The sequence below is a fragment of the Pseudomonadota bacterium genome (assembly GCA_030860485.1).
GTDB lineage: Bacteria > Pseudomonadota > Gammaproteobacteria > JACCXJ01 > JACCXJ01 > JACCXJ01.
Genome location: JALZID010000137.1, coordinates 1 through 18,347, shown reverse-complemented (window position 1 = coordinate 18,347; position 18,347 = coordinate 1). Strand labels below are relative to the sequence as shown.

Below are 18,347 nucleotides of genomic sequence, written 5' to 3'. Positions count from 1 at the left end.
CCACCCCTCGCGGGATTGCCCTTGCCTTCGGCTAGTAGTTGCATTTGTCCTACAATAGGACATTACCGGTACTCCTACAGGGGACTTTCACCCCATAAGTTCATGCCCATGTCGGGCGTACACAATTTATTCAAGCCGAAGCCGCTTTGCGGCTCGGCTTAATTTAGGCGTTAGGCCTGTATCCATTGGGAAGCCGCAACACGGTATTGAGGCATAAACATGGGTCGCAGTAACAATGTTTCACAAGAGATTGAATCACTTCGTAGCGACCGTGAGGCGCTTCGCAAGGAGCTTGCCGAACGCCTGGTCAAGGTTAACAAAAACGCACGTCGCTATCGAAGATTGAACACTGCTATGCTAGTCATTTCATTGCTGTTTGGGCTTTTAGCAGCAACATTGGCTGGTGACAGTGCTGTTGGTGGAAAGACAATTGCTGGGCCAGTGGCAGAGGCAACCACTGGAAAGACCCCAAGTGAGTTGCCGAAAGGCTGGCGAAATGTATGTGGCCTGATTGCTTTATTCACACTTATTGGAACAGCGGCAACCGGGGTAAACAATGTACTAAAAATTGCCGAGCATCGGGCTAAAGCGTTTGTCTGTGCAGGAGTATTGGATGGGTTACGAACAAATTTATTAATCGATTCGCGTGTCCAGCAGAAGACCATAGAAAAGGCCAAAGCTGACTTATCCACGCTTCTCAGAGAGTATCCAGAGTATTTTCGTTAACAAAGCTATTACGCCCTTCGTGGCCTAACTTGGCACTCAAGCCGACGCCTGGGATAGCTGCTCGCTTCTTCAGGGCTCGGTGGCGGGCGCGGCTTAGTTTTATCGTTGGCCCACACCGAAGAGCCTTGAGGGTTATTGGAAAAGCACGACCATGATGCGACCAGACACCACCACTGGAAATACTGTTCTCAAAGGGCGAACCGCTGGCTTCAGAGGCCGGTTGACGGTCGTTCTGAAAGAGCCGCACCAACATAGAGGTGCTGATGCAGTTCGTTCCTACGCGTTAGCGCGCCGCGGGGCGCGGGGCCGCGGGGAATATGGAGTAGACGAGGTCGAGGGACAGATCGAATCTGCGCAAGGCCTCGTCGAGGGTCGAGCGCGAGAACCTGTGCTTTTGCATGACCACATAGGCCTCGGCTACCAGGTTGCCCTGAAACAGCGTGCGACCGAGCGCCGACATGCGCGCCGGTGCGGTCGCTCCCTGCACTTCGATCGCGTCCAGGAGGCTCCCGGGGAAATTCCAGTGCTGGGCCAAACGGTGCGAAAGCTCGTTGGCGTATCTTTGCACCATGCCCGCGACGATCCCGGCCCGGGGCGACACCGTTGCGCTGGTGGCCCGGAACGCCGAGCACAGGAGCTTGAAGATCACGAGCTTGCCCGCATCGTGGACGAGACCGAGGAGATAACCGTCGTCCGCGTCTATCTGGTGGTTCGGCGCCAGCGTCTTGCAAGCCGTCGCGCAGTCGCGAGCATGATCCCAGAGGGGCCTGCCGACCAGGTTGTAGAAGATCGGTTTGATCGGTATGCTCGGTCGCAGCAGGGCCTTCAGCAGGGTCGTCCGCAACTGCTCGATCTCCAGTACCCCAAGGGCCTGTTCCACGCTGGTCACGGGCTTCAGCGAACGCTTGAGAAAGCCGTCATTGGCGAGCTTGATGACCTCCGCCGCGAGCGCCGGGTCCTGCGCGACCATTGGCTCGATGCGCTCCAAGCTCACCTCCGAGTCGTTCAGGCGGGGCAACAGGGCGGAAGCGGTGGTCGGGAATATCGGCAGGCTGTCCAGGGGATATTCCCCATCGATCACCGCTTTCACCTTCTGCTGCAAACTGATCTCCAGACGGTTCAGCGTCATATCGTCGCTATCGTCGCCGTCGATGTAAAGCCCGTTGAGTGCGTCGGCCAGGAGATCGTAGTTGGATGCCCCTGGGGCAACGTGGTTGGCACTGACTGCGTTCATCGTTCCCTCTTTGAACCTGAAAGTCCTTAGGTAGTGACGGGGTTCGGCCCATGCCGGACCGCGCCCCTATCGCCGGCCGCTAACCCGCCTTGATGGGGGATCAGCCCGGATCGCCTGCTCGGACCGCGCGGCCGCGTCGACCCCGCTCGACTCGCAGCGGGCGGAGACGGCGATCGCCAAGCCCTAGGCGAGATCCACGCCAACCTCGATCTTCGGGCATCCAGTGCGCCTCGGCGCTCGAATCACCCTTCGGTCTCAGGGGGCCTGCCGGTTTGCCCCGCAGCGCGGGGCATTCCGATACAGGAGTCGCCGGGTTGTGGGTCCAGGTGAAAGCCAGTACGTTCCATTCTTCGGGAAGATCGACGGCAACGGTATGATCGCTGAGGAAGCGGGCCGCGTGCGCCGCGATCCCGGTCCGAGCGTTGTGCCGCCGCCACCGGTCCGTGACGAACAGACCCGAGGCGTGGCAGGCGACGACACGCTCCAGGGACCGCCGCGTGCTGATCGCCGGCCGTCCCGTCTCATGGTCGACGGTAAACTCGCGGCGCAACGGATCCGCCTCAGCGAGATGGCTGACGTTCATGTCGAAATCATAATCGCCAAGGTAGTAGATCGCCGCCAGCGCGTTGGTCGTAATGAATCACATCGGAGCGACCGGCTATCGGTTTCAGTACCTCGCTCGCCGCGGCCCAATCGACGGAGTAGCCAGGATGGAGATCGATGGGGCCGTAGCGCAGAATGCGGTAGGATTCCATAAAAGCCCGATTGCTGCCGACGAGGAATAGCCCGGCCGCCAAGACCACCATCCCCTGCACCGAGGTCCCCATCCGCGCCGGCGTCCGAAGCGCGCTGCCTGGGCCGTCGCCTCGCGCAGCAGCTGTCCGATGACCGGCACGAGCTCCGCCAAAGCCATCCCCCAGATGGCGAACAGGAACGGCGTCGTATAAAACACATAGCGGGCCGCCTTCATGCCACCGAAGGAATGAAACGAAAAAGCCACGACGAGAATGCAGGCACAGAACAGTGTGGGACCCGGCCTTCTCACGAACGCGACAAGCGCTGCCAGGGGCAGCAGGCTCCAGAATGTGGGGAAACTACCGGCGAATACGCGATGATAGAAACGAAACCCCATGCCCTGCGCCCAAAGTGCCTGTTCGTTATACAGCTTCCAGAGCCGTGCCACGGTTCCACTGTGAAACGCCAGCGCCACGAGCAGGACACCGCCAACGGTGATGGCGGCCGCGCCCCACCGCAGCGCGGGATTGTCCCGCATGGCGCAGAGCCCCTTCGGTCCGAGGACGAGGGCAGCCCAACCGAAAAGACCGGCGAGACCGATCGCCGTCGTGATCTGCAGGTGCACCGCGAACGACAGACTCAATACGGCCGACGCTGCCCAGGCCGCCGTCCCGATACCGGACCGGCCCAATCGAGCTACTAGGAAATAGAGGCTGATCGCGCCGGCGAAGAATGCGAGGGCGTGCAGCGTGTAGAAACGGATGAACTGAGACAGGGCAATCGCTTGAGGCGACAGACACAGGAACAGCCCCGCGATCCACGCCGCGGGTCGCCCGGCCACCGCTCGGGTCCAGACGAACAACGCCGCCACCAGGCCGGCGCCGGCCATGAGCAGGACGACCCTGGCCACCGTCAGACTCTCGCCGAAGATAGAGAACATCCAGCCGGTGAGGGCGCTGAACATCCAGGATCTCCGGTACTCGCCATCAGCGATCCGCAGCGTCCCCTCGGTGCTCCACGACCTCCCGGTCAGAACATGGTAGAGCTCGTCGTATATCGGGGGGTGGTCCAGATGGGGGAGGCGAACGGCAACCGCGAGGGCGCAGAGGGCAATGGCTTCGAGCCACAGCGCACGCCGATCAGCGCCCGTCATGCCGGGTCTCGCGGGCTAGCTCCCTCTCCAACAAGTTCGAATCTATGCAGAACTTCGCGGCCCAGTTCAGATACTGGTACTTCCCGTAGTCGCCATCGATCGGAAAGGAACCTTTGACCGCCCCGCGCGTGTCCGGTGCTCCGCCTACATCGATGGTGCAGCGAACCCACCGATTCACCGTGCGTCCCGCCTCCAGGTAGCGCGTGTCTCCGGTATAGCGGTAGAGCATGAGCCAGCACTGCGCGATCTGCGCGGCCCCTGTGAGGCACACCCAGCTCACCCCGGGCGACCAATCGTCGCGCAGACGGCCGGCCAGGTACCCGTCCGGCCTGACGGCCTTGAGGAGTCCGTCGGCCGTCACTCGGGCCGCCGACAGGAAGGCGCTATCCTTCGAAAAGCGGTAGGCTACTCCAGGATACCTCGCAGAAAATAGCCGATCGTGTGCGTCAAGGGCCGCGCCGGATCCCTGAGACAACACTTGTCCGGCCATCCGTTCTCCCGCTGGTTGGCGAGGGCCCAGCGGACGTTGGCCAGGGCCGCATCGGCATAGCCGCGCTGCGGCGCTATCCTCTCGGCCTCGAACAGGCCCCACGAGACGTGGGTCTCGTAGGCCTTTTCCCCCGGCTCTGCAAATGGCGTCGGATGGCGACGCCAGCACCCGTCTGGATCCTGCGTCTCCAGGAGCCAGTCGGCGGCGCGCTGCATCGGCTCTCGGTAGTCCCCGAATTCCTCGACCCCGGCCGCAAGCCCGATGAGGATCTGACCGGTGTTGAAGGTCACGGGTGATCGGTCTTCCGTGTCCACGCACCCCCCTTGATACCCGCCGGACGGCAACTGAATCGACACCAGCCAGTCCAGCATCGTGCGCGCGCGGCGTCGTGCTTCGGCGTTTCGTTCCAAGGTCGCGTACGCGATCAGGGTCGGGACGATGTAGCCGGTCGTTTCCGGATAAGACGACGCCCAGCCGCTCACCAGGCTGTAATGCCGTGCCGCCCCGCCGTCCCGGGATGCCGAGCAATCCTGGGCGCGATACAGCCACAGGATCCCCGCCTCGATGACACGCTCCGGCCCAGGGTCCATACCGGGCCATCCTTGCGCGTCACGGCGGCGCGCGGCCCGTGCCGGGGCGGGAAGCGATACCTCTTCTGTTGCACCCTTGAGGCGCCTGCGAATATTGGAAATCATGCTCGAAGGGTTGCCGTGAAAGTCATCTTTCATTGTCCGGGGTGACGACAAGACGACATGAGCGTTGGGGTGAGGGGCGACCTCGGTGCGAGGCGTACCTCGATCGCCCGGCCCGATCCTCTGGATCGTCCCGCGTGCCGGCCTAGGCGTAGCCCAGCGTTTTCAACGCGTGTTGATTGCCTGACCTGCAAGAGAAAAGAACCACCTATCCGGGACGATGATGGTATCCCAGAGCACGTCGAGCTGGGTGCCGCGACGGGCAAAACCGAAGCCGCCGCCACCGACATCGCGCTGGAAGAAGGCGGTCACGCTGCCGGGGCGCAGTTCCTTCTCCGCCGTCAGATACACCGCGAAGGTGGTGTCGTCCCCGGAATCGCCTGGATTGTCGGCGCTAGCCTCTTCCTTGAAAGTCGTGTACGTCGCCCCGAGCAGCAGTTCCGGGTCGAACGTCTTCGAGAAACTGTGGCCGAGGCCCCCGAGCACGCTGCCTGGTCGAACACGGATGCGTCGGAATCGAAATGCGCATAATCCACGCGCCCGATGAGCGTGTCGATGGGCGTCAATTGGTAGGGCAGTCCGCCGACCACCGTGTTCACCGTGCTGTCTTCGAGATCCGTCCCTGGGACGTCTTCGAATGTCGTCGAGCTGAATCGATAGCCGAGCTCGAGGTTGAGGTTTGGCGTCAGCACATGAGTCAGAGTAGGCCGGAACCTCACCTTGGTCCTCTGTACCTCCTGGCGCACCAGATCTCTCACGTCGGGATCCAGCAGATCATCGGCTGTGGGATCCAGCGGATCATCGGTTGTAGTCGGCTCTCCCACGGCTTGCCCGGGGTCGACGATCGAAGTGTCGAGCGTAGCATCCTGGCGCCACTCCGCATCTACGTCCCAGAGGTTGCGCGGTGTCGTGTAGGTCGTGTTCAGGCGCATGAACCCGTTGGTGCGATCGAGCTCGTCATCGGACGCCTGGATGATCTCGGCGCGCGCGATCCCCAGGGTGTTGACCGCCGGCATTCGGACCCCGAACAAGAGCATGGGAAAGTACCGCTGGGTCAGCACGTCCTCCGGATTGACCGGGTCCAAGCGGCGGTTGTCATCGTAGTCCAGCGCAGCGCTGATGGTGGGGCGCACGAAATACTCCGCCGCGTCCGTCGGCGAAGCAAAGGCGAGCAGCACGGCGAGGCCGGGGAGCGCCGCCGGGCGGGCAACCCTCCTGAGGCCCGCCGCCCACCCAAAGGCCCGCGCCCCGGGACCGGCCATGTCGGCGCGGTTTGCACTGGCTCGGCGGATCATCGGTTCGCGGCGCAAACCTAGGCGCACCTGCAATCGGCGCCGCCGGGCGATCGGTACGCGCGTCGCGCGTGAGCGCAAGCGCCGCCCCCGAGGACCCCGCCAAGGCTGCCCGGTGCGAGGCGTTACCGCCATCCGAGTCGCCGTGCCCCCGCGGGCCGGCTCGCCGCCCGCGGTCGAACCGCCGGAGCCGGTCACACCGGGCCATACCGGCGTACCGGGCATTCTCCCGCCTGCCGGGACGCATGACAAACCTCGACGCTACCCCCGCTGAGCGGCGTACCCCGTGCGCCGAACCCGTGGCCACACGCATGGGCTTGCTGGCACCACGACCGGGGTCTAGGCTTTTCTCCTGCTCATAAGGGCACCGGTTCGGTCTGCGGCAACGCCGGCGCTGTCCGTCGCGGCACCGGCCCCAACGGCCCCGGAACGGAGGAGATCTCATGAACCCGGCGGAACCACCTCCCCTACTGCGCCCAGAGTCCGAACGCTATTGGGAGCAACTCCACCCGGCGCTGTGCCCCGGACCCGACCCGGGCCTTTGCCAGGCGCTCAGGCAGGTGTGCGCCTGTAGCCCTTTCGTCGCGTGTCACTTCGCGCGTGATCCCAGCCGTTTGGCGGAGCTCCTCGCGAGCGGAGAGCTCGGGCGCCGGCTCACGGCGGCCGAGTACCGGGCACGGGCCGAGGCCGCGTCGGCGGGCGCCGAAGATGAGGCCGCGCTTATGAGCCGCCTGCGCCGGTTGCGCCATCGGGAGCTGGTACGCATCGCCTGGCGCGACATCCGGGGAGATGCCGGGCTCGCCGACACCATGGCCGAGCTGTCGGACTTCGCCGATGCGGTGCTGGCAGCGACGCTCGGCTGGTTGCACCGGGCTCAGGTGGCGGCCCTGGGAAGCCCGTGCGACGGCACCGGCGCTCTGCAGACCTTGATCGTCCTCGCCATGGGGAAGCTCGGGGCACAAGAGCTCAATTTCTCTTCGGACATCGACCTGATCTTGTGCTACCCCGCGGAGGGGGAGACCCGCGGGGGACCGGGTACCCTGTCCAATCAGGCCTTCTTCGAGCGCCAGGGACAACGGCTCATCCGGGCGCTTTCCGAGGTGACCGCCGACGGGTTCGTGTTCCGTGTCGACATGCGGCTGCGCCCGTTCGGCGACGCCGGACCGCTGGTGATGAGCTTCGACGCCCTGGAGCGCTACTACGAGGCCCACGGCCGCGACTGGGAACGCTATGCCCTCATCAAGGCGCGGCCCGCGGCCGGCGATGCCGCTGCAGGACAACGGTTGGTCGCGCGCCTTTTGCCGTTCGTCTACCGTCGTTACCTCGACTTCGGGGCCATCGGGGCGTTGCGGGAGATGAAACGGCTCATCGACGAGGAGGTGAAACGCAAGGGGCTCGCGTCCAACATCAAACAGGGACCCGGGGGGATCCGGGAGATCGAGTTCATCGGCCAGACCTTTCAGCTCATCCACGGGGGACGGCGGCCGATCCTCCGGGCCCGCCCGATCCTCGAGGTCCTCGAGCACTTGGCGAGGCTCGGCCACCTGCCGGCGGCGGCGGTCGCGGACCTGTCCGGCGCCTACGCGTTCCTGCGCACCACGGAGCACCGCCTCCAAGAGATCGACGATCGCCAGACCCAGGCCCTGCCGGAACGAGACGTCCCCCGCGCTCGGATCGCTTACGGCATGGGGTATCCGGACTGGGCGGCATTCCTCGCCGCGCTCGACGCTCATCGGGAACGCGTGCAGCATCACTTCAACCGCCTGGTGTTGCGCCCCGAAGCGCCGGATGGGGCCCCGTGGCAACCTCGGCAGGGCACCGCAGAGCGCGTCTCACGCCTCGCGGCGCTCGGCTTCACCGATCCCGACCCGGCCCTCCGCGCACTGGATACCCTCTATGCCAGCGCCGCGGTGCGCCGCCTGACCCCGGTGGAGCGCGAGCGCCTGGATCGCGTGCTGCCCGCGCTGCTCGCGGCGACGGCCCGGCTACGCGAGCCAGCGACCACCCTCGGGCGGGTGCTCGCCATCGTCGAGGCGATCGCCAAACGCAGCGTCTACCTCATCCTCCTCGAGGAGCATCCCGCCGCGCTCCGGCAATTGGTCGAGCTGTGCGCGGCCAGCCCCTGGATCGCGAGCTACCTGGCGCGCCAGCCCGTGCTGCTCGACGAGCTGATCGATCCCCGGACCCTGTATGCGCCGCCGACCGCCCGCGAGCTCACGGCCGCGCTCGCGGCGCAGCTCTCGCACGTGTCTCCAGGCGATCTCGAACAGGAGATGGACGCACTCAGGCACTTCAAACATGCCCAGTTCCTGCGGGTCGCGGCCGCCGATGTCGCGGGGATCCTGCCGGTCCCTGCGGTCAGCGACCACCTCTCGGCGATCGCCGAAACGGTGTTGAAATCGGCGTTGGCCCTCGCGCAACGAGACCTGGAGCTGCGCCACGGTCCCGAGACCGCCGCGGGGGCGTTCGCGGTCGTCGCCTACGGCAAGCTCGGCGGCATCGAGCTCGGCTACGGTTCCGACCTCGACCTCGTATTCCTGTACGAGGGGCCGGCCGCCCTGCAGGAGCGCTACACCCGCCTGGCGCAACGCATCATCCATCTCCTCGCCACCGTGACGCCGGCCGGCAAGGTCTTCGACGTCGATACCCGCCTACGCCCGAGCGGTGCCTCGGGGCTCCTCGTGAGCAGCCTCTCGGCCTACCGCGAGTACCAGACGCACGACGCCTGGACCTGGGAGCACCAGGCCTTGGTGCGGGCACGGGTTGTGGGTGGCGACAGCCACGCCGTGCAGCGCTTCTCTTCGATACGCACGGAGACCCTCGCGCGCGTCCGCGACGGGGCGGAGCTCCGGCGCGAGGTGCGCGAGATGCGCGCGCACATGCGCGCAGAGCTCGAAAACCGCACCCCCGGCGGCTTCGACCTCAAGCAGGGCGAGGGCGGGCTCACCGACATCGAGTTTCTGGTGCAATACGCCGTCTTGCGCTGGGCAGCCTCCCGGCCGGTGCTCGCCACGCACACCGAAAACTGCCGTCTCCTCGCCATCCTCGGGGACACCGGGGTATTGACACGCGACGACGCCGCGGCCCTGACCGAGGCCAATTTCGCCTACCGCAAGCGGCTCCACGCCCTGGCCTTGGCGGAGCGCCCGGCGCTGGTGGGCGAGCGCGAGCTCGAGCCCGAACGCGCGCGGGTCGGGGCGCTTTGGCGGCGCCTTCTGGAACAGTAAGGGCCGTTTTCATTGGTATTCCCCAGGGGCCGCTCGCTACCGTTTTTCCAGAAGCCATCACTGCCGTTTACGCCCGGCCGACTTCGATCGCTGGTCTGCATCACTTCGCCCCACGGGGCAGGCACATCGTTCGTACGACCACGCGAACGACCCTCCGCGGCCGGTTGCAGATCCACAACCAGGGCGGAACCCACGAGACACAGATCAGGATCACACTCCGGCGATAACGCCGCCGGCCACCTCCCCTATCACGGAATCGTGCGTCTAGGACGGCCCTGGATCTGCCACACCGGCGTTCGGACCGGCCAGGCATTCGGTCCCTGTGCCGGTCCCGACCGCGATAAGGGCCGCGCTCCCTCCGGTATCGACGCCTGGTTTGCATGATCGCAGCCCCTCGCGCGTGGTTGGACCGGCCATCCGTCCTCCGCCATCGGTTGGCAGGCGAAGCTGCGGCGAGCACGCCTCGTAGCCGGGCGCTTTGTGTTTTGACGGGGCGCGGAGTAGATTGGCGCGCCAAAGCAATCAAGGGGAGGGGGCCATGACATATAAGCTAGCGCTGCTAGTTTCGTTGCTGATCCATGCGTCGATCGCCGGGGCGGCCGAGCCGCCGGAGCTCAACATGGCGAATACGGCGTGGATGCTCACATCGTCGGTACTGGTTCTGTTCATGACCCTCCCCGGGTTGGCGCTCTTCTACGCCGGGCTCGTGCGCGCCACGAACGTGTTGTCTGTTCTCATGCAGTGCTTCTCGATCACTTGCATAGTCACGCTCGCCTGGTTGATGGTCGGCTACAGCCTCGCGTTCGGGGACGGCGGCGCGTACAACCAGTGGTACGGCGGGTTCGCCAAGTCCGTCATGTCCGGCATTGGCGTGAGCACGCTCAAGGGCACTATTCCGGAGACCGTGTTCGCGATGTTCCAGTTGACGTTCGCCATCATTACGCCGGCGCTTGTCCTCGGCGCGTACGCGGAGCGCGTGAAGTTCTCCGGCATGCTGCTCTTCAGCCTGCTCTGGCTGCTCTTCGTCTACGTGCCGATCGCGCACTGGGTGTGGGGCGGCGGGTGGCTGCAGGAGATGGGCATCATGGATTTCGCGGGCGGCACCGTCGTACACCTGAACGCAGGCGTGGCGGCGCTGGTCGCCGCGCTGGTGCTGGGCCGGCGTAAGGGCTTTCCGGAAACCCCTATGCCACCGCACAACCTCGCCATGACCGTAACCGGCGCGTGCATGCTCTGGGTGGGCTGGTTTGGGTTCAACGCTGGTAGCGCGCTTGCGGCCGACGGCGCCGCCGGGATGGCTATGCTAGTGACACACATCGGCGCGGCCGCGGGGTCGCTCGCGTGGATGTTGTGCGAATGGGTGCGCTACCGCAAGCCCTCTGTGCTCGGCATCGTGACCGGCATGGTCGCCGGGCTCGGCACGATCACACCGGCTTCGGGCTTCGTGGGCCCGATCGGCGCGCTCGCGATCGGCGCCGCCGCCGGCATCCTGTGCTTCATCGCCACCAACGTCATGAAGCGCTCTCTGCGCGTGGACGACTCGCTCGACGTGTTCCCGGTACACGGGGTCGGCGGCGCGCTCGGCACGACGCTCACCGGGGTGTTCGCAGCGGCCTATTTCGGCGGCGTGGGTTATCCCGAAGGGGTGAGCATGGCCGACCAGGTTCGGGTGCAGCTCACCGGGGTGCTCGCCACGGCGGTGTGGTCCGCGGTGGTCACGTTTGTCCTGCTCAAGTTGAGCGACGCGCTCGTGGGGTTGCGTGTGACGGCGGAGGAGGAGACGGAGGGGCTCGACACCGTGCTGCACAACGAGAAGGGCTACAATTTGTAGTCGACTCTCGTCGTTTACCAGCGGGCGTAGGGCGCGTGTCCGCGCCAACTCGTTCGCCGAAGTCAGCGCCGTTGAGTGATTCGATGTTGCTTCCCCAATTTGCTGGCAGCCACCCCAGTTTGACATACCGATGGAAGCTCGAATACGGCCACGGGTCACCTGTGCGACGTACGCATGCTTTACTGGGTTCCAATGGCCTCATCGCGGACGAGATGTTCCCGTAATCGATGGTGCCATCACGTGCTTTGGTTCCGTTTTCTGCGGCGCGCGTTCATCCATTCAGGTCGATCGAGTCTCCTTTGGCAGCGCTGCGTGACCATCGGCTTGACGACACGCCAGCGGTGGGAGAAACCCTAATCCGGGAGGCAATGTCCAGAGGGCATGCATCTGGTCAAGGCAGCAACACCCAAGCCTCGATCACAAACGCATGGGTCAAACGAGGCGTTCCGATCGCTCCCCGCAGCGCCGAGCGTACATCGGCATCGGCGAAAAATTTTTGGCGCCGATAGGTGTTGACGGTGAAGAAATACGTGCCACCCGGTACATGGGGGCGACGATAATCAGGCATGACAGAATCATACCGCCAATAAATGGCGCGGGCACGCGCCCTACGATCGCTTGAGCGAGCGGACTGAGATGAAGGCGAAGGCGGTGGCGGATCCTCTCGTCAACCCTTGAGCGGAATGGCCCTGATCTGCAGATTGGGAATGCTTGCTAGCTTTCCGTCATTGCTGAACAACACAGCATTTCCCACCATGGCGGTGGCGGCGATGATGGCATCGGGGATCTTCAGTCTATGCAGGCGGCGCAACGTGATCGCCTGGTCGCGAATCGGCTCGCTGATCGCCACGCGGTCAGCGACAGCAAGAAAGGTACGGATGCGTTGTTCCTCATCGGCCTGTAGGTCTGGGAACGATAGCAGCTCGATTTCCGTGATGACAGAAACCCCGTATCGTCCGGCCGGAAGCACCATGGCCAGGCGATCATTGATGAGGTAGATGACCGTGTTCGTGTCGAGCAGGAAGGTCATTCCCACTCGGCCCTGATATGACGTTGGTATTCCAGTCCATCGATCCCCGAAAAGCTTTGGATGGTTCCGGCGAAGCGCATGAGTTCTTCGGCGTTCGAGTCCGAGGAAGTACGGTCGGTGGTCGTCTCCTCACGGACGATAACCACGACCTCATACGGACCCGGTGGTAGCGTGTCCGGCAGCTTGATGACCAACGTGCGGTCTTCAAGGATCTCAAGTTTACGGGTGATCGTAACCATGGTTGTTCCAGAAGTCGTCGCTCTGTGTGACTGATGATACCACGGTCAAGGAGCACACAGCGATCGACGACGTGCCACCGCCATGCGAGACCACGAGTGCCACCTCCGCGAGCGATGCGGTTCGTTCCTCATCGCATCCTACACGGGCTGCACCTCCCATACCACTTGGGCGGAAGAGGAGGCAGCCGAACGTTTGGGGATGACGCAGCCGCGGCTGAATGATCTATTACGAGGACGGATCGATAAATACAACCTGGATGCCTTGGTGCTGTTGGCTGCTCGGGCGGGTTTAGCAGTGCAGTTGCAAATCCAACAGGTCGCTTGAGCGCAGGGCGGAAGCCTGCTTTGTGGGCCGTCCGCTGCATGTGATCACCTCTGCGTGTACACGCGCCATCGATAACGCCGATTCCATCCCGATCGGAAGCGAGGCATCTGTAGGGCCGATGCCCGCGCAGGGCGGTCCGCCGCACGGCCCGCACCTGTTGAAGAAGCGGAGTTCGGTGCATAGTTATAGGCCTGACCCAGCCATGCGCCGCATCACGTCGCAAAACGGTGGGCGATGTCCAAGCTACCTGGCTCCACCGCAGTCTGAATATGCGCCCCTCTCCCAGCCTGCGCTCGCTCAGCCGCCTGCAGCTTGAAATCGACATGCACGGCGTAGAAAGGGAACTCCACCTTGCCAGTCTCTGTTTTGCGCAGGATCCCGGCATGGAGTAACGCACGGACGTGTCCATGTACCGCCTTGATATCGCGGCCTGCGCGTCTTGCCGCCTCACGGATGGTTATCGGCCCTGCGCCGGTCATGGTCGCAAGCAGTTCCCAGCGTTTGCCGGAGAGCACGCGGAACAATAGCGCCGAAGTCTCGAAGCTGATGCAAGCACCTTGGCCTTGCCCTCGAACGCGCGTACAAAACGGCGCTTCACGTCCTCTCGCGGACATACCTTAAGCGTCACGGTTTTCATACAAGCACCTCACCACGTCCTCATAGAAATCATCGAATAGCCGACCAGGCGTCGAGAAGGCGTAAGGCATCTCCTGATCGCCGACGTGCCGATGATCACCCTTGCCCGGCTCGTTGTCATAGCGCAGCACGCAGCGTCCCTCGTTCCCTCCCCGAATAAGTCTACTCTCGTTTTGTTTATTCTAGACGAGCGACCTGACATGCAACATACTTGTCTCCGAAGGGGTGAAGGCACCGCACTCCAAGGAGCCTTCCGATTGTCATCTTGATGGATGCCTCTGATTTAATGTTCCACGATATGCCATACAACGCAATCGATGTCCTGCTCGTGGTGCTCGTCCTGTTCAGTGTACTCAGCGGCTGGCGCCGCGGCTTCATTCATGGCGTGCTCGATCTTGCTGGCTGGGTGTTGAGTCTCGTTACGGGTCTACGTTACTACCAGCCCGTCGCGCATTGGCTCGGCCCGCACGTTAATGTGTGGTCGGAAGTGTGGGACCAAGCAATTGCGTTTGTGCTTGTTGCGATCATTGTCGGTCTCGCTGTTCGTCTGATTGGCTATGCCCTGCTGAGGCGCTTGCCGAAAGACGTTCACGAGCGAACTCTCAACCAACTCCTTGGCCTCGTACCCGGCTTAGCAAACGGATTGATAACCGCGGCGATCGTGTCGGCGCTGCTGCTTTCGATACCGCTCAACGAAGGCCTGCGCGAGCGCGCTCGCGAGAGCGCCGCGGTGAACCGTCTCGCCGGCTACGCCGAGCGTCTGGAAACTGCGCTTCATCCAGTTTTTGGTGACGCAATCGCCGAGACGCTAAACCTACTTACAGTTCGACCTGAATCACACGAGCGCGTCGCGCTGCCTTACAAGGTTGCGACGTCGCGCCCGAGACCCGACCTAGAGGCCAGGATGTTGCAACTAATAAATAAGGAACGCATCGCGGCAGGACGTAAACCTCTCGCGCCCGACCCAGAAGTTACTGAGGTCGCGCGAGGACACTCGGCCGATATGTTCGCACGCGGCTACTTCGCACACCACACGCCGGAGGGTCGAGACCCCTTCGATCGCATGCGCGAAGCGAACGTTCGCTTCGTCACCGCCGGTGAAAACCTCGCGCTCGCCCCCACCGTGCAGATCGCGCACACCGGTCTAATGAACTCACCCGGCCACCGCGCCAATATCCTGCATAAGGATTTCGGCCGCGTCGGGATTGGGATTATGGATGGAGGGATTCGAGGGCTCATGGTGTCTCAAGCGTTTCGCAATTGAAAGCTGGCGGCAGCTTACGCAGATTACACAGAAGGAATGAAAGGAAGTAGGAACACGAGAGAGGGGCGGAGGGCGCTTGCATTCCAGTTGGGTCGAAGAGAGTCCCAAATCCAGTCTTCTGCTGACTTTATTCCGCTGAGGAATGTGGAGGAGAACGGGGTCAGATCCTTGCAAACAATGAAATGTTTTGCCGTCCCCATGTGGTCTCGACTCGGTTCGGAGTTTTCACTCTCGCCGAACAGCACGACTGACCGTAGCATCATGTACGCGGAAATGAGCTGCAATTTCCCTCAGGGCGTAGCTCCCGGAAAGATAGACTTGGGCCATCGCCTCGCGCCGGTCATCGAATGCCCGAAGTCCACAAGGGTTTCGCCAGAGATCTTCTCTGGGCTCGTGGAACCTGTGCTAACTACTTGATGCGGCGTGTGCTAGACTTTGCACGTGGGCCGCCTTCTACATAATGTTAGAACTCAACAGGAGATCGCTATGCAAGAGCAACTAGATCTTCACGACCAAGAGCTTGGAGAAGATCCACAGAGAGACAAGGCTTGGGCCGCACTGCTGGCAAGCTATGACCGGGTGGCCAAGATCAATCATGAAGAAGACGCTCGGTTGTTTAAACTCGTCGGCGCCTACATCGCCGCCGTCGTCGCCATCTCAAGCTGGCTCGTACCGCATCTGCAAAAAGACCACGCCGCTATTCCATCATTCATTCTCTCGATAGGATCCCTTGCGAGTACGTTCTACGTCATCTTCTACTCGTATCACAGCACCCACCTTACGCTCTCCGCAAATTACCTCAATGGGCTTGCGAGGGCATCCAGCAAATTTATCGGCCAGCATTCCGATTACCTACGATGGGAGGGATACTCCTCCTCAGGGGGCGCACAGTGGACGCGATCGATACTAATCACGTTGAAGACCTCTTGGCGCATCCCGCCGTTCGTTATGGCTCTATTCCTGGCCTATTTCGGGTTGAACACTTCTAATGACCTGGAGTACGCAGTCGCCCTCGCTTCATTAATCTTCGCATTCGTTGCCGGTGTAGCGTCACTCGTGAGCAGCATCTTTTTCGCCGCAAAGGGAAATATCAGTCAGCAAGAAGACTTCCCAGAAACGATGAGTCAGCAGCGATGAACGTTGAGATGGCTCCGACGGCAGAGGATCCGAGCGCCACTATTACGTTTATTCGCTTTCGGGGCGCACGCTACGCATCACTTGCAAGCACGTTGTTGGGTCACTGCTGGAACCGCGTCAAGGAATCCGGCAATCAGTTTTCGCACACCATTGTGTTGAAGAAGCATCACGTAGTCCAAGATCTCTTTCTGATCCCACCAGGGGACCGTGTAACATCAGAGCCAGACATCGCCATCCAGGAACTTCATCCAGACTTTCCGGAGTACGTCGGAAAGTCCGCGCTGGATATTGAGACCTGTATTGTCCCACCGCTTTCGGAAGTTGCATTTGCCGTTGCGGTGGGCTTGCCCGACAGAGGTAAAGACCAAATCTCTCAGGGACTGAACTATCGGCTGTCCATGCCGTGGCAGGTGCCAGATCATCCAGGGGCCATTCGTTTTCTCTCTTCAGCGAGCTTGAATCTACGCCTGCAATCAGAGATTTTAGCGGCTTCAGTTGCGGACCAATCTATTCAAGTACGGCCTCCTCGGCATCACCTACGAATCATCGCCGCTACAGGGCGCTCTCGCAGGCGGCGCTGCAGTTCATATCAAGGGACACCTCGCGGATGTCAACACAATCGAAAGATGGGTGGTTGAGGTTCCAAACCTGTATGCCCTCTAACAACAGGCTCCAGGGGCGTCTCTACCGCGCTTCGCGCGTCAGGGCCATCCCTGAACCTGGGCGTTAGAAGTCGCGGGGCCGCGTGAACATATACATCGACGAGTCAGGCTCGTTCGTCAACGCCTCGACGACCGGCAAATGGAACGCCGTCGCCGCAGTCGCAGCACCTGAAGCGGCCAGAAGAAAGATCGATCAACTTGTTCAGAGAATCAGATTGCGCCCTGGTAGCTCGGCATCGGCGGAAGTCAAGCTCCATGAGCTGAGCGAAGACAGTTATCTGCACTTCCTCGCCGCACTCGCGCCGCTCAACGTCGCAGTCTTTTGCACTGCGACGGATGCTGGACTGAATACAACAGACCGAGTTTGCAGGCATCAGCGGGAGCAAGTCGCACAGATACGAAAGAACCTTGATAAGATGAGGCACGAAGGCGGTAGATTGGGAGTCGAACTCATGGCCACTCAGCTTGAGAATCTGTCTCCGCAGCTCTACGTCCAACTGGTGTGTCAGATCTATCTGATGTTCGATGTGATTGCTCGATCAATTAACTACTTTGCTCAGCGAGTTCCTGGCGCACTCCGTGAGTTCAGATGGCGGGTTGACCAAAAGAACAGCTCGCGTACCGCTTTTGAGGATGCCTTTGAGAAGCTTAGTCCGGCGCTGCTCCAAACCATGTCTTTCACCGAACCCTTCATGAAAGTCGATGGCTTCGACTACAGCAGAATGAAGCAGTACGAGTTCATCGACGGAAAGGCGCCCGCGTACTTGAGACAAGACTATGCAATCAAGGCCGACAAAGCATTCAACATCCAGAAGATGATCCGAGGGAACATTCGATTCGTCGATTCGAAAGTAGTGCCCGGGATCCAGGCAGCAGATCTCGTAGTTTCCGGGATCAGACGCTGCCTTCGAAGGCAGTTCGTCAACAATGAAGCTGTCGCTGCAGAGCTGGGAAAACTCATGCTGCAGGCACGTCATGATGCGCCGTCACTGAAACTTGTTTCCTTCGGAGACGAGGTGGCCCTCGATAAGTCTACAGCTGACGTGGTGAGGTTGATGTCCACGAAGAGCAAGCGGATGGTCAAGTAAGCAGATAGGCGTCTCTCTTTACCAGGATGCCTTTGTATCGGCCCCCTTAGAACGAATGCCCCACCTTGCGATGTCGGCGGTTGTGTCGGATTGCAAGACCTAACCCCGTCGGCGCGCCAGACCCGGCAACGGCCCCGGCGCGCCCCTATCCGGCGCTCCATTCCACGTAGCTGCGATACACGGGCTCGTACATCAGCGATCGCACGAACGCGGACAGATCGGCGGGTCGTGGGTGTTGCGCGAGACCGCGCTCGTAGGCCAGCTCGGCCACCGCCGTCGCGATGGTGGCCGATACGGGCCGGATGCGCGTGAACGGGGGGTAGAGGCGGCCGAGATCGAGATCGGCCGGCGTGACCTGGTTCGCCAGGGCCTTAGCCGCGACGAAGAACATCTCGTCGGTGATGCGCTTCGCCGCCGCGGCGATCACGCCGAGGCCGATGGGGGGGAAGATGTAGGCGTTGTTGCCCTGGCCCGGGACATAGGTGCGGCCGTTCAGGAGGACCGGCGCGAACGGGCTGCCGCTCGCGAACAGTGCGCGCCCGTTCGACCACGCGTACGCCTCCTCCGCCGTACACTCGGACTTGGA

19 protein-coding genes and 2 pseudogenes are annotated in these 18,347 nt (G+C 62.3%); 8 read left to right on the top strand and 13 right to left on the bottom strand.

What is annotated here, in order from left to right; translation table 11 throughout:
- Nucleotides 1–219 precede the first annotated feature (219 nt).
- Nucleotides 220–726 (top strand): hypothetical protein, encoded by a 507-nt coding sequence (locus M3461_07580; protein MDQ3774221.1) that lies wholly within the window; start codon nucleotides 220–222, stop codon nucleotides 724–726.
- A 283-nt stretch (nucleotides 727–1,009) separates the two neighbouring features.
- Here M3461_07580 and M3461_07575 read toward each other — a convergent pair whose 3' ends face one another.
- The 7 genes from M3461_07575 to M3461_07545 form a co-directional block, all read right to left on the bottom strand.
- Entirely contained in the window at nucleotides 1,010–1,960 is a 951-nt protein-coding gene (locus M3461_07575) for an HDOD domain-containing protein (GenBank protein ID MDQ3774220.1), read from the bottom strand.
- 100 nt (nucleotides 1,961–2,060) lie between these two features.
- Nucleotides 2,061–2,543, bottom strand: a complete 483-nt coding sequence (locus tag M3461_07570; GenBank protein ID MDQ3774219.1) for a hypothetical protein — start codon at nucleotides 2,541–2,543, stop codon at nucleotides 2,061–2,063.
- An 84-nt stretch (nucleotides 2,544–2,627) separates the two neighbouring features.
- The gene (locus M3461_07565; protein ID MDQ3774218.1) at nucleotides 2,628–3,848 is read right to left on the bottom strand and encodes a hypothetical protein; all 1,221 of its coding nucleotides are present in this window, start codon (nucleotides 3,846–3,848) and stop codon (nucleotides 2,628–2,630) included.
- The gene (locus M3461_07560; protein MDQ3774217.1) at nucleotides 3,835–4,209 is read right to left on the bottom strand and encodes a hypothetical protein; all 375 of its coding nucleotides are present in this window, start codon (nucleotides 4,207–4,209) and stop codon (nucleotides 3,835–3,837) included. The genes M3461_07565 and M3461_07560 overlap by 14 nt, the downstream gene beginning before the upstream one ends.
- A gap of 44 nt (nucleotides 4,210–4,253) precedes the next feature.
- A complete protein-coding gene (locus M3461_07555) occupies nucleotides 4,254–4,928 on the bottom strand; it encodes a hypothetical protein (GenBank protein MDQ3774216.1) in 675 nt (224 codons plus the stop codon).
- 267 nt (nucleotides 4,929–5,195) lie between these two features.
- A complete protein-coding gene (locus M3461_07550) occupies nucleotides 5,196–5,381 on the bottom strand; it encodes a hypothetical protein (GenBank protein ID MDQ3774215.1) in 186 nt (61 codons plus the stop codon).
- The gene (locus tag M3461_07545) at nucleotides 5,372–6,292 is read right to left on the bottom strand and encodes a hypothetical protein (GenBank protein MDQ3774214.1); all 921 of its coding nucleotides are present in this window, start codon (nucleotides 6,290–6,292) and stop codon (nucleotides 5,372–5,374) included. The genes M3461_07550 and M3461_07545 overlap by 10 nt, the downstream gene beginning before the upstream one ends.
- A 473-nt stretch (nucleotides 6,293–6,765) precedes the next feature.
- Here M3461_07545 and glnE point away from each other — a divergent pair, with 473 nt between their 5' ends.
- Nucleotides 6,766–9,549: a bifunctional [glutamate--ammonia ligase]-adenylyl-L-tyrosine phosphorylase/[glutamate--ammonia-ligase] adenylyltransferase gene (gene glnE / locus M3461_07540; GenBank protein MDQ3774213.1), complete on the top strand. Its 2,784-nt coding sequence runs from the start codon at nucleotides 6,766–6,768 to the stop codon at nucleotides 9,547–9,549.
- 538 nt (nucleotides 9,550–10,087) lie between these two features.
- A complete protein-coding gene (locus M3461_07535; GenBank protein MDQ3774212.1) occupies nucleotides 10,088–11,380 on the top strand; it encodes an ammonium transporter in 1,293 nt (430 codons plus the stop codon).
- A gap of 391 nt (nucleotides 11,381–11,771) precedes the next feature.
- On the opposite strand, the gene M3461_07530 is transcribed toward M3461_07535, so the two are convergent.
- The 3 genes from M3461_07530 to M3461_07520 all read right to left on the bottom strand — a co-directional run bounded on the left by M3461_07530 (nucleotide 11,772) and on the right by M3461_07520 (nucleotide 12,649).
- Nucleotides 11,772–11,948 carry a hypothetical protein gene (locus M3461_07530; GenBank protein MDQ3774211.1) on the bottom strand — a complete coding sequence of 59 codons (177 nt, stop codon included), beginning with the start codon at nucleotides 11,946–11,948 and terminating at the stop codon, nucleotides 11,772–11,774.
- 99 nt (nucleotides 11,949–12,047) lie between these two features.
- A complete protein-coding gene (locus M3461_07525) occupies nucleotides 12,048–12,410 on the bottom strand; it encodes a type II toxin-antitoxin system VapC family toxin (GenBank protein ID MDQ3774210.1) in 363 nt (120 codons plus the stop codon).
- Nucleotides 12,407–12,649: a hypothetical protein gene (locus M3461_07520; protein MDQ3774209.1), complete on the bottom strand. Its 243-nt coding sequence runs from the start codon at nucleotides 12,647–12,649 to the stop codon at nucleotides 12,407–12,409. The genes M3461_07525 and M3461_07520 overlap by 4 nt, the downstream gene beginning before the upstream one ends.
- A gap of 130 nt (nucleotides 12,650–12,779) precedes the next feature.
- Between M3461_07520 and M3461_07515 the strand changes: the two genes are divergently transcribed.
- Nucleotides 12,780–12,974, top strand: coding sequence for a helix-turn-helix domain-containing protein (locus tag M3461_07515; protein ID MDQ3774208.1), 195 nt, complete (start codon nucleotides 12,780–12,782; stop codon nucleotides 12,972–12,974).
- A 299-nt stretch (nucleotides 12,975–13,273) separates the two neighbouring features.
- Here M3461_07515 and M3461_07510 read toward each other — a convergent pair.
- Nucleotides 13,274–13,611 (bottom strand): annotated as a pseudogene (locus tag M3461_07510) (transcriptional regulator).
- Nucleotides 13,592–13,750, bottom strand: a pseudogene (locus M3461_07505) (DUF6516 family protein). The pseudogenes M3461_07510 and M3461_07505 overlap by 20 nt, the downstream one beginning before the upstream one ends.
- Nucleotides 13,751–13,878: 128 nt before the next feature.
- Here M3461_07505 and M3461_07500 point away from each other — a divergent pair.
- From M3461_07500 to M3461_07485, 4 genes are all read left to right on the top strand, one after another.
- On the top strand, nucleotides 13,879–14,874 hold the full coding sequence (locus tag M3461_07500) for a CvpA family protein (protein ID MDQ3774207.1): 996 nt from the start codon (nucleotides 13,879–13,881) through the stop codon (nucleotides 14,872–14,874).
- 486 nt (nucleotides 14,875–15,360) lie between these two features.
- Nucleotides 15,361–16,011, top strand: coding sequence for a hypothetical protein (locus M3461_07495; protein ID MDQ3774206.1), 651 nt, complete (start codon nucleotides 15,361–15,363; stop codon nucleotides 16,009–16,011).
- Nucleotides 16,008–16,649, top strand: coding sequence for a hypothetical protein (locus M3461_07490; GenBank protein MDQ3774205.1), 642 nt, complete (start codon nucleotides 16,008–16,010; stop codon nucleotides 16,647–16,649). Before M3461_07495 ends, M3461_07490 begins: the two co-directional genes overlap by 4 nt.
- 107 nt (nucleotides 16,650–16,756) lie before the next feature.
- Nucleotides 16,757–17,761 (top strand): DUF3800 domain-containing protein, encoded by a 1,005-nt coding sequence (locus tag M3461_07485; protein ID MDQ3774204.1) that lies wholly within the window; start codon nucleotides 16,757–16,759, stop codon nucleotides 17,759–17,761.
- Between the two features lie 145 nt (nucleotides 17,762–17,906).
- Here the strand turns inward: M3461_07485 and M3461_07480 are convergent.
- A partial coding sequence (locus M3461_07480; protein ID MDQ3774203.1) for an NAD-dependent malic enzyme occupies nucleotides 17,907–18,347 on the bottom strand: 441 nt, incomplete at its 5' end.